Source organism: Hymenobacter sp. H14-R3 (assembly GCF_030063445.1).
Classification (GTDB): Bacteria; Bacteroidota; Bacteroidia; order Cytophagales; family Hymenobacteraceae; genus Hymenobacter.
In genome coordinates, this window is the sequence record NZ_JASITD010000034.1 from 26,150 (window position 1) to 37,355 (window position 11,206).

General features: G+C 62.6%; 10 protein-coding genes. 4 read left to right on the forward strand and 6 right to left on the reverse strand.

Annotation, left to right across the window (positions count from 1 at the left end):
* Window positions 1-413: 413 nt before the first annotated feature.
* On the reverse strand, window positions 414-878 hold the full coding sequence (locus QMK33_RS21005; RefSeq protein WP_283566589.1) for a DUF2141 domain-containing protein: 465 nt from the start codon (window positions 876-878) through the stop codon (window positions 414-416).
* A gap of 110 nt (window positions 879-988) precedes the next feature.
* On the opposite strand from QMK33_RS21005, the gene QMK33_RS21010 reads away from it, so the two are divergent.
* Window positions 989-2,695, forward strand: coding sequence for an acetate--CoA ligase (locus QMK33_RS21010; RefSeq protein WP_283566590.1), 1,707 nt, complete (start codon window positions 989-991; stop codon window positions 2,693-2,695).
* Between the two features lie 38 nt (window positions 2,696-2,733).
* On the forward strand, window positions 2,734-3,321 hold the full coding sequence (locus tag QMK33_RS21015; protein ID WP_283566591.1) for a DUF3885 domain-containing protein: 588 nt from the start codon (window positions 2,734-2,736) through the stop codon (window positions 3,319-3,321).
* A gap of 74 nt (window positions 3,322-3,395) precedes the next feature.
* Here QMK33_RS21015 and QMK33_RS21020 read toward each other — a convergent pair whose 3' ends face one another.
* Window positions 3,396-3,995 (reverse strand): DUF4136 domain-containing protein, encoded by a 600-nt coding sequence (locus QMK33_RS21020; protein WP_283566592.1) that lies wholly within the window; start codon window positions 3,993-3,995, stop codon window positions 3,396-3,398.
* A gap of 233 nt (window positions 3,996-4,228) precedes the next feature.
* Here QMK33_RS21020 and QMK33_RS21025 point away from each other — a divergent pair, with 233 nt between their 5' ends.
* Window positions 4,229-5,560: an NAD(P)/FAD-dependent oxidoreductase gene (locus QMK33_RS21025; protein ID WP_283566593.1), complete on the forward strand. Its 1,332-nt coding sequence runs from the start codon at window positions 4,229-4,231 to the stop codon at window positions 5,558-5,560.
* A 6-nt stretch (window positions 5,561-5,566) separates the two neighbouring features.
* Window positions 5,567-6,085, forward strand: a complete 519-nt coding sequence (locus QMK33_RS21030; protein ID WP_283566594.1) for a DUF2721 domain-containing protein — start codon at window positions 5,567-5,569, stop codon at window positions 6,083-6,085.
* A 109-nt stretch (window positions 6,086-6,194) separates the two neighbouring features.
* Here the strand turns inward: QMK33_RS21030 and QMK33_RS21035 are convergent, their stop codons facing one another.
* From QMK33_RS21035 to QMK33_RS21050, 4 genes are all read right to left on the reverse strand, one after another.
* A complete protein-coding gene (locus tag QMK33_RS21035) occupies window positions 6,195-9,116 on the reverse strand; it encodes a TolB family protein (RefSeq protein ID WP_283566595.1) in 2,922 nt (973 codons plus the stop codon).
* A 60-nt stretch (window positions 9,117-9,176) separates the two neighbouring features.
* Window positions 9,177-9,596 (reverse strand): hypothetical protein, encoded by a 420-nt coding sequence (locus QMK33_RS21040; RefSeq protein WP_283566596.1) that lies wholly within the window; start codon window positions 9,594-9,596, stop codon window positions 9,177-9,179.
* A gap of 78 nt (window positions 9,597-9,674) precedes the next feature.
* Entirely contained in the window at window positions 9,675-10,058 is a 384-nt protein-coding gene (locus QMK33_RS21045) for a DMT family transporter (protein WP_283566597.1), read from the reverse strand.
* Window positions 10,055-11,092 carry a sterol desaturase family protein gene (locus QMK33_RS21050; RefSeq protein ID WP_283566598.1) on the reverse strand — a complete coding sequence of 346 codons (1,038 nt, stop codon included), beginning with the start codon at window positions 11,090-11,092 and terminating at the stop codon, window positions 10,055-10,057. Before QMK33_RS21050 ends, QMK33_RS21045 begins: the two co-directional genes overlap by 4 nt.
* Between the last annotated feature and the right edge of the window lie 114 nt (window positions 11,093-11,206).

Sequence of the window (11,206 nt, forward strand, 5' to 3'; positions counted from 1 at the left end):
GGGCAGCTGTGTAAGCTGCCGCACCAGTTAGTGTTGTGCTACAAGCAAGGCACTGCCCCCAGGCTGGCCCGGCTCCTGCTGCCAAAACTACCAGCAGCAAGCCGCGCAAAAAAGATGCTTTCCCAGTATTTGTACTTTTCATATGCAGTAGTAGAGGAGTGAAGATTACCGACTTATTTGCATTTAGTTAAGTCGACAAAAGAGGAGTAATAATACCCTGATTATGCTTCCAAAACTAAATCAATAAGTGACACTTAGCACATCTAGGGATGAGCTTATTAACCTATACAAAGCCGGAAAGCCGCTAGCAACTGGTGCCAACGGCTTTTCCGGGATTTGAGACCTTTTTGTTATTTTTTTAGATTACGTCGCTACCCAGGCGCAATGCGCTGCGCCCGAGTAGCAACGTAGCCTTAGTCTTTAAAGGCAATGCTGACCACCTTGCCCGGCCCGGCCACCGTGAATTTGCACTCCTCGAAGCTGGGCGGCGATAGGTGCGGCCGCACGTTGTTGGAAAACGCGTAGGGCTCGGTCGGGATGCCCAGCAGGTTCTTGTCGAGCTTGTCGTTGTTGTTCGTGTCCTGGGTGAGGGCCACGGCCCACTCGCCGGGCGCTAGCTCCACGGGCACCGAAAGCTCGGTTTTGCCCGCCGGCTTCACCTCCACGCGGAAAGCCTGCTGGCCGTGCTTCAGAAAGGTGGCGGGGTCGTGATAGAAATTCAGGCGCACCACCGCCTGCGGCGAGGCCAGCGCCGTTACCACTACCGTCACGGTTTGGGTGGCGGGCTCGGCCCCCGGGCGGGGCGCACCCGGGCGGGCGGGGGCAGCCTGGCCCAGCAGGCTGCTGGCAAAGAGAAGGACCAAGGGCAGAGCTTTCATACGAGACGCTATAAGTTGCGGTAGGTTTGGGCTGAACTGGCCCGGCGCGGTAAAACGTTCCGGCCGCCCCCCGCCGCTTGGCCATCGCTTTTCCTTTTCCCACCCCGCTTATGCAAGCTTACTTCGAAGATTTTCAGCGTATTGCCGAAGCCGGCACCTACCACGAGCTAGCCGCCCGGCCCGTGCCCAAGCCCGAATACTTCAACTGGACCGCCGAAATCCTGGAGGGCCTGCACGTGGCCCGCCACCCCGACAAAGTAGCCCTCGTGCTGGCCGACGACCACGGCCACCAGCACATAACCTACGCCGAGCTGGCCGCCCGCGCCAACCAGCTACTGCACTTTTGGCGGGCCGCCGGCGTGCAGCCCCAAGAGGCCGTGCTGCTGATGGTGCCCGTGTGCGCCGAGCTGTGGCACACCTACGTGGCCGGTATCAAGGGCGGGCAGCTGCTTATTCCGGCCGCCAGTATCCTTAGCATCAAGGACTTGGAATACCGCTTTAGCTGCCTGCTGCCCGCCGTGGTCATCGCCGATGCCGAGAACGCCGCCAAAATCGACGCCGCCGAGCAGGCCCTGGGCCAGCGCATCCGGCTCAAGATGCTGGTGGGTGAGCCCGCGGCCCCGCGCCCGGGCTGGGTCAGCTTCGCGGGCCTCGATGGCTTAGCAGACCAGGCCGAGACTACCACCACCCGCGCCGACGACCCGCTGTTTTTGTTCTTCACCTCGGGTACCACGGGCCTGCCCAAAGTGGTGACGCACACGCACTTCTCATACCCAGTGGGCCACCTCAGCACCGCCGCCTGGATTGGCTTACGGCCCAGCGACCGGCACTGCAACATTGCGCAGGCCGGCTGGGCCAAGTTTGCCTGGAGCAGCTTTTTTGCGCCCCTCAGCGTGGGGGCCACGCTGGTGGTGTACCAGGGCAGCGGGCGCTTTGCGGCCGGGCCGCTGCTGGCGGCGCTGGCCCGCGAGCGGGTAACCACGTTTTGCGCGCCGCCCACGGTGCTGCGGCTGCTCATTCTGGAAGACCTGGCCAGCTACGATTTCAGCTTCCGCGAGTGCGTGAGCGCTGGCGAACCGCTTAACCCCGAGGTGATTGAGGCCTGGCAGCGGGGCACGGTTCAGCTCCTGCGCGACGGCTACGGGCAGTCGGAGAGCACGGCCATGATATACAACCTGCCCAGTAGCGCCGTGCGCCTGGGCAGCATGGGCCGGCCCTCGTTCATGTACGACATCGCCATTGCCGACGACGAGGGCCGCGAGCTGCCTGCCCTGGCCGAGGGCCACATTGCCGTGCGCACCGACACCGGCCGGCCCAACGGCCTGTTTAGCGGCTACTTCGGCGAGCCCGAGCGAGCGGCCAGCGTGTTTCGCCACGGCCTCTACTACACCGGCGACAAGGCCTACCGCGACCCCGACGGCTACCTCTGGTTTGTGGGCCGCGACGATGATGTGATAAAATCGAGCGACTACCGCGTGGGCCCCTTCGAGGTCGAGAGCGTGCTCGTCGAGCACCCCGCCGTGGTGGAGGCCGCCGTAGTGGGCTCGCCTCACCCCATTAAGGGCCACGAAATCAAGGCGTTCGTTATGCTGCTGCCCGGCACCGACGCCAGCGCCGCGCTGGCCCAGGAGCTGTTTGCCTACGGCCGCACGCACCTGGCGCCCTACAAAATGCCGCGCATCCTGGAGTTTGTAGCCGAGCTACCCAAAACCATCAGCGGCAAAATCCGCCGGGTGGAGCTGCGCGCCCGCGAGGCCCAGCAGCGGCGCGGGGAGGCTGGCGAAGATGAGCATTTTTATGAGCGCTTAAATAATTAATTAATTGACTTAAAGTCACTTATCTTTAATAAGTTCGTATGACTGCTGCTCAATTCGATACCTTTTGGCGCACCACTTATCCCGAAACCGGCCCAATAAGCCACCTTTTCAAGCACGTTTACCCCGATAGGTGGTTTCGCATCCACAGCCTCCCCGAGTTGCAGCGCTATGCCACTTCGGAAGCGGAGCAGGTGATTGTACTTAACCGGCAGAATTACTTACTGAATAATTTACTGGGTAACAACGCCGAAATATTGCTCGTGACCGGCGAGTATGCGTACGATGGCGTTGTTTTTCCAACTGAAGATACCAGTGTATTGAGCGACCTGTTATTCACGGCTACCGAACGCATTGACTTACACCGGCTAAATCCAGGGGAACACAAGCCCGGCGAATACTACCAACCCAGATTTAGCGAGCAGATTTGGAAAATGAAGGGTTTCAATCCGCTACTAAAGGAGATTGCGGATGGCCGGACCAGTGCTTTTTTTATTTCGCAGCGCACTGCTTGCCTCCTTGCGCCCTACGATGGGGGCGTAGATGTGGTGCTTAAGGATGAGGCTACCCGCGACTTTTATCGGAAGGCATACCAAGCTTGGCTGTCGCCCTTGCGCAGCGGGTTGTGATGCCCCGCTAAACGCCAAACGCGCCGCCGGCCCGGGGGCCAGCGGCGCGCTGTATCTCCAACTTTACGGGATTATTACTTCTTCGCAGCCACCGGAAACTTGTCCAAGATGTCTTTGGCCGACTTGCTGAATTCGCTGCCCAGGCGGCCGGGGTCGTTCACGTCGTCGGCCATCGAGCCGCGCCACACGAGGTTATTAGTGCGGCGGTCAATGAAGTCAATTATCAGCGTGCCTTCGGTATACTGCTCGGTATGAGGCGTTTGATAATACGATGGGCGGTACCAGTAGCCATAGTTAATGGGTAGGTAGGCCCCGCCATAGCCCACTGAGTAGGGGTAGGCGTAGCCCGCGCCGGCGTAGGTGCTGTACACCGTGCGCTCGGCCTGGTCTACGTAGGTATGAGTGGTGATGAGCAGGTCGGGCTTGCCCTCGGTTTGGCGCAAGCCGCGGGTGGCCAGCTCACCGGCAATGGCCTGCTTGATGCGGTCCTGGGCGATGGGGCTGCGGAGCAGCGGGTTTTGGTCGCCGTTGGTTTTCACCTTCGTTTCGGCAAAGTCGAAGGTTCGGTACTTACTAAAGTTGACATTGTCGCGCCGCTCTACGTTCACGGCAGAGGTGCAGGAGCTCAGGCCGCCACCGAGGGCGAGCACAAGGCCAAAAAGGACTTTTTTCATAATAAACAAGGATAAATTAAGGCAGACTAGTGGGGCTGATACCGTTTTTTGCGGTGCAGGGTTACGCCGGGCCGGACTGCGGGCGCGTTATCGGCTCTCTACTTGCCTGCCAATGGCTTACGAGCTCACTCATTGTTGACCTTTTTGCGCGCAGGGGCCGACTAATGCGCAGCCGGGCCGTATGAGGGGCTTGGCCCGGCCAGCATTAGCCGCGTGCCCCTCATGGCGACCCTATGGAAGGACTTACGAAAATTGCCGACCTCGGCAAGCCCCGCGTAGTAATTGTGGGCGGCGGCTTTGGCGGCCTCCAGTTGGCTAAGGAGCTGGCCGATGCCCCGGTGCAGGTAGTGCTCATCGACAAGCACAACTACCATGCGTTTCAACCACTTCTCTACCAAGTAGGTACGGCCGGCCTGAATGCCGATAGCATCATCTCGCCGTTTCGTAAAATCCTGAACGAGCAGGAGAATTTTTTCTTCCGGCTGGCCGATGTGCAATCCATCGACGCCACGGCCCAGGTAGTGGAAACCTCCATCGGGCTGCTGCGCTTCGATTACCTGGTGCTGGCCACCGGCACCACCTCCAACTACTTCGGCGACAAGCAGATGGAGGAAAATTCCATCAGCCTCAAGAGCGTGGGCGATGCCATTGAGCTGCGCAACACGCTGCTCTCCAACTTCGAGCAGGCCCTGGAAGTGGGCGACTCGAAGCAGCTCAACAGCCTGCTCGATTTCGTGATAGTGGGCGGCGGCCCCACGGGCGTAGAAATGGCCGGCGCGCTGAGCGAGCTGCGCGCCCACGTATTCCCGCGCGACTACCCCGAGCTCGACCTCAAGCAAATGGATATTCACCTGGTGCAGAGCGGGCCGGTGCTGCTCAAGGGCATGTCGACCGAGGCGTCGGAGCACGCCCTCAAGTACTTGAAGGACATGGATGTGCAGGTGTGGCTCGATAACCGCGTCACGTCGTACGACGGCTACAACGTGGCCCTCAAGAGCGGCGAGAAGCTGGTGGCGCGCACCCTCATTTGGGCGGCCGGCGTCACGGGCGCGCCCGTGGCCGGCCTCGACCCCGCCGCGCTGCTCAAATCCAACCGCTACCAGGTCAACGAATTCAACCAGGTAGCGGGCTACGACAACGTATTTGCCATCGGCGACATTGCCCAGATGGCCACCGCTGCCTACCCCGAAGGCCACCCGCAGGTGGCGCAGCCCGCCCTGCAGCAGGGCCGCCTGCTGGGCGAGAATATCAAGCGCCTGCTTAATAAGCAGCCAATGCACCCCTTCGTGTATGCGGATAAAGGCACGATGGCCACCATTGGCCGGCACCGGGCGGTGGGCGATATTATCCTGTTTGGCAAGCAGTACCACATCACGGGCTGGCTGGGCTGGCTGGGCTGGAGCTTTGTGCACATCATGGCGCTCGTGAGCTTCCGCAACCGCATTGCTGTATTCTTTGCCTGGGCCTGGAACTACCTCACCCAGGACAAGGGCATGCGCTACATCATTGGCAAGCCCAAGGCCCCGCTCACGGAGCACGCGGTGGAGGTCAAGCCCATTGTGTAGAGTCCGATGCCGGCGGCTATCTCCCACATTTCGGGCACGTTATCGGTATTGTCGGCCATGTTTACGCCGGCCATTCTGGTGTCGGCGTGCGGCTCGCTCATCCTCACCACCTCGCAGCGCCTGAGCCGCAGCCTCGACCGGCAGCGCGAGGTGGCCCAGCTGCTGCGCCAAAACCAGCAGCTGGCCGCCACCGCCACGCCCGACCCCGCCGAGCACGGCCACCTTACGCAGCAGCTGCTGTTTGCCATTCGGCGCGCCCGCCTGCTGCAACGGGCCATGACCAGCCTGCATTTTACGCTGAGTATTTTCATCGGCAGCATTCTCAGCATCGGCATTTTTGAGCTGATTGACAGCGCCGCTGCCTGGCTTATCGCGCTGCTAAGCGTGCTCGGGGCCACCATGCTGCTCTACGCCAGCGTGCTGCTAATCAAGGAATCAGGCCTGGCCCGCTCCGACGTAGCCGAGGAAACCGCCTACCTCACCCAGTTCACCATAGCCGACCAAAACCGCATTATAAAGAAGTAGCGCGAAGCTCCGGCTGCGTGCGCGAGCGCAGCGGGCAGGCGGGACCGGGCGGCGCGAACGGCGATGCTCGCTACGCTCGCGCACGAAGCCGGAGCTTCGCGCTACTGCGCTATAGCCGCACATTAAAGGCCAGCGGCTGCACCACAAACTGCTGCAAATTGCTGCTGTATGCTATCCGTACGCCTGCTTCCAGGGGCGTGCGCAGGTGGAAGACGTTAAACAAAGCCATGAAATCGGCCCCCACGTTGCGGTAGTCCTGGTAGAGGCGGGTGGGCACCGGCCGGCCGGCGGCGGTGCGCAGCGGCACTACGCTGCTGCCCTGGGCAATGTCGAAAAACGCGGTGGCCCGTAGGCGCTGCACGTACAGCACCCGCCCCACCGACCAGTGCACGAAGGCCAGCGGCAAGCTATAATCGGCGCTGCCCACCGCCAGCCGGTCGAAGCTCACGTAGCTCGTTTCGGCCCGCGGGAAGGAAACGGCCGCCGCAAAGTTGTACTGCCCCTGCTGCTGGTACTGGAAGCCGCCGCGCAGCCGCAGCGCGTGGTGCCGGGCCAGGCCGGGCAGGTACACGCTGCTCTGCACGCCCACCTGGCTGGCCTGCAAGCTGGTGCCAAACGGCGTGGTGCGGTACGTAGCCAGCAGCGTGGCCCCGCCGCGCGGGGCCACGTCGCGGGCGCTTTGCTTGAGCTGGCTGGCGTAGCTCAAGGACGTTTGCACGGCGTGCAGCGGCGCGTTGAGGCCGGTTTCGTTGTGGTTGCGGAAGGCGGGCGTGTAGTTGAACACCCGCTCGTGCAGGTAATACGCGCCCGCCGTGAGCGCCTGCAAATACTTGGAGCGCGTGAGCACCAGCGGAATACGCACGCCGGCCAGCAGGCGGGCGTATTGCCACTGGCTGCCGCGCAGGCTGTCGAGCGGTGCGGCGCGGTCGAAGTAGCGCGTGGCGTTGCGCCCGCCATAGGTGGCCTCCACGTCGAGCACCGGGAAGCGGCCCTGGTAGCTGAGCGCGGCCGTGGCGGCCACCGTGCGCTCGGTCTGGTCGTAGCTGAGGCCCGCGAATAACTGCGTGGTACTGAGGTAGTCCTGCGAACGCAGCCCTACGCTCACCGTATTGCCGGCCGGGCTCTGCACCACCCCGTAGCTGAACAGCCGGAACGCGTGCGCCAGCGGCCGGTAGCGCCGCACCCCGTAGCGCACGCCGCTGGAGTCGGGCGAGGCCAGCAGCTGCCTTATTTGGGCCGCCCCCGGCTCGCCGGCCGCCAGCGCCGCCACGAAGGGCGCGGGCGCATCGGTGCGGGCGGGCGCGGGCAGGGCCGTCCAGGTGGCGGGGTCGAGGGGCATTTCAACCACGCGCGCGCCGGTGGCGCGGTAGTCGTGCAGGGCCAGGTGGCGGCCATCGGGCGCCACGGCGGCGTGGTAGGCCCCGGTGGGCCGGTTGGTTACCTGGTACGTTTGGCCCGAGGGCAAATTGACCGCGTAGATATTATCCACCCCCGACTGCGGCGAGTTGTACAGCACGTAGTCGCCCCAGGGCTGCGGGTTGGCCAGGTTGACATTCGCCACCGGCAAAATGCTGGTAGCCAGCCCCATGGCGGGGTCCAGCACTTGCAGCGTTTTGCCGGCGGCGCTCAGGGCCACGGCCACTACGCGGCGGCCATCGGGCAGAAAGCGCGGCTGCTGGTAGAAGTCGTTGCGCGGGTTGGGCAGCGTTTGCAGCACCGCGCCGCTGGCCGCGTCCAGCAGCACCAGCGCGTGGTGGTAGGTGGCATCGGTACGCACGGCCACAAGGCGCGTGCCATCGGGCGAGAGCGCGGCGGCGGCGTAGCGCTGGCCCTTACCCAGGCGCGTGAGCCGGCCGGTACTGAGGTCCAGCACTTTCAGCTCCGAGTGCACGCGCTGGCCCCAGCGTGGGTCTTGCCGAAACTCGGGCCACACGGCCTTGCCCCCGCCCACCGACAGCAGCTGCGGAATATTGAGTAAGCCCAGCGTAAACACCCGTTTCTCGCGGCTGTGGCGGCCCAGCAGTACCAGTTGCGCAATGTCGCCGAGGCCGCTTTTCAAAGCCAGCACCGTGCTATCAGTCACGTATTGAGGGTATTGGTACTGGGTAAACACCCGCGTAGCCGCCTGGCCGGCCAGCTCGCGCACCGGCGTGGGCGCCCCGCGCGCCACCTGCTCGGCCCGCCAGGTCGAATCCAGCGCGTGCATGGTGCGGGCGTACAGGTCCTCCACGCGCAGGCCGGTAGTGCGCTTCAGGCCGTTAGAAAACGAGAAGGGATAAAAAGGAAAGCGGTAGTACTCGTCCAGCACCCGGCTCCACACCTTTGCGCCATAATGTGCTTTGGCATAAGAAGTTAGGTAGTAGCCCAGCACGTACCAGTCGGGCACGTTGTCGCGCAGCGAGCCGCTCACCGCCTTTTGGTAATTATAGAGCCGGCCGGCGAGCAAGTTGGCCCGCAGGCCCAGGCCGAAATACGGGATGCGCCCGCGCCCGCTACGCGTGAGGGCCGTTTCGGTGCCCACGGCGTCGCCCTCAAAAAACCACTGCGGCACGCCCACCGCGCTCACGCCCAGGCCGCCATCGCCCAGCAGCGGCACCAGCACCCGCCCAAAGCCCTGGCGGGCCTTATCAAACTGATTGACGTGCCGAAACTCGTGCACTACCAGCCCATCGAGCCAGTCCACGGTGCCCAGGCCCTGGCCCTGGTCGGGGGTGGTAAAAAACTCGGCGTGGCGCGGCAAAAACGTCACGAAGCCGTTGCTCACCGTGGTCTGGTTTTGCAGCACCACCGCAATGGGCTTGGCCTGCACGCCCAGCGTAGCGCCCGCGGGACCGTGCACGGCCTCCAGCCGGCGGGCGGTGCGCTGGGCCGCCGTGTCGAGCCCCGCCGGGTACAGCACTCGGAAGTGCGGGCTCCGGATTTCCTGCCAGCGCAGCGCGGGCGGGTTTTGGGTGATAATGGGCAGGCTTTGGGCCAGCGCCCGGCCCCCGGCAAGTAAGCCCAGCACCAGCGCGGGAAGCAGTTTTCGCATGGGGCAATTTACAGCGCTGCGCCGCAGTTTGGGCCGCGTGCGGTGGGCAGCCCCGGCCGGCTACTTCGCCCCCTGCCGGGCTTCGCGCAGCCACTGCCGCGCGGCGGGCACGCTCCCAAATATCCGCATCTGAAAGCTGGTGCCGATGCTGGTAAACATGGCTTCGGCCGAGAGGGCGGCAAACGATTCGGGGCTCACTACGTGGGCAAAGTGCGTGAGGCCCAGGGCCATGGCGCGGGGCGTCCAGTCCTGGGCTATCCAGGCCACGGCGTGGTCCCAGGGGCCGGTCACGTTGGTATTGTCGTTGAGCAGGTAGGGGCACTTGAACTGCTGCAACTCACCGAGGCAGGCATTGGCCCCGGCCATAATGCTTTCCAGCGTCTGGTAGCCTCGCCAATCGTTGTATATCAGACTATTAGCCCGGTCGTAGTCGATGCTTATAAATACTTTGCCGAATGCATTGGTAATGTCTTTTTTCATAACGTAACCCGGCTGGAACGAAGTATAAGGCGCGGCACAGAACCCCCAAAGGTACCCGATGGAGCTGGCTTTTTTGGCCTACGCCGTGCGCTTCAACCCGATAATACCCACCAGAATGCAGCCGATGTAGAAGACGTGTGCCCACTGAAATGCCTCTTTCAGCACCAGCGTATCCACTATCTTAATGCCTACCAGGGCCATGCCCATCCAGATGGCGAAGGCCGTGGAAGCGGGAATAACGTTGAGCGCCTTGGAAAAAAAGAACACGTTGCCCACCCCAAATGCCACGTAGCAAATGGCGGGCACCAAGGTCACTATGCCCGCCGAGCCGGCAAAAAACTGCGACCAGTCGATGGCCTTAATCTTGGCCACGCTCGTGTATTTAAGGCTGTAATTCCAGCACACTTCCATTACGGAGGCGATGACCAGGTAGAGCCAGGCGGGATTAAAGCTTAGAGTCAAGACGCGACGGTGGCAACGGGGCGGGAAGAATCGGGCGTAGCGGCGGCGGCCTTAGCGGTGGGGTTGCCGCCGGGGCGAGGGGCGGGCACGGTTTCATCGGCACCCTGCGTTACTTCCCAGCCTTGCAGCACCTTGGCGGCGGGCAGGCGGCGGCCCACCCAGTCGAGCACGCGCCAGCGCACGCCGTGGTAGTAGCGAAACGGCGCCGAGCGCTCGGCCAGCGCCTTTTCATCAAAGCGATACACCGAAAACGCGTGCTGCGCGAAGTAGTCCTTCGGAAAAGCGTAGGGCAGGCCCCAGCGCTCGGGCTTGCGGTTTTCGGGCAGAAAGGCGGTGCCGAAGAGCCAGTCCCAGACCGCGAATTTGGTCGAGAAGTTGGCGTAGTACACTTCCTCGTGGTCGGCGTGGTGCCAGAGGTGCATTTCGGGGCCGTTGATAACGTACTGAAGCTTACCCGATTTCACGTCGATGTTGGCGTGAATGTACATGCCCCACACCGCATCAATGAGCGCCTTAATGGGCACCACTATCGGGTTGGCCCCCAGCAGGATAATCGGCGCAAACTCGATGGTCTGATTAATGACAATCTCCATGATGTGCGAGCGCGAGCCGGCCAGCCAGTCCACCTGCTTGCCCGAGTGGTGCGCCTCGTGGGTGCGCCAGAAAAAGGCGCTGTTGTGCTGGAAGCGGTGAAACCAATAGATATAGAAATCGTGGGTAACCACGAAAAAGCCCACCTGCGCCGCTACCGGCCAGCTGCTCACCAGGTTGAAGCGCGTGCCGAAGTGCGCGGCCAGCGGCGCAATGATGAACCCAAAAATTACAATCTGCAGGAAGTAGCTCTGCACCAGCGTGTACCAGAACAAATCGACAAACAGCCCCTCGCGGAAGAATGGCAAGCCCTTGCGGTACGGAATCCGGCGCTCCAGCACCAGCAGCACTACCACCGCCAGCAGCAGAATGGGCGTGGTAATCATCGTGGTGCGCCCCACGGCGTTCAGGCTGTGGTAAAACGTGCTTATCGACTCTAGCATAACGGATAATGACTAGTTGGCTTCCCTAACTCCTTCTGGCAAACGAATGTTCTACGGTTTTTAGCCCGCAGAGGGCGCGGCGGATTTCGCAGAAGTCGCAGAACGTTCTGCGAC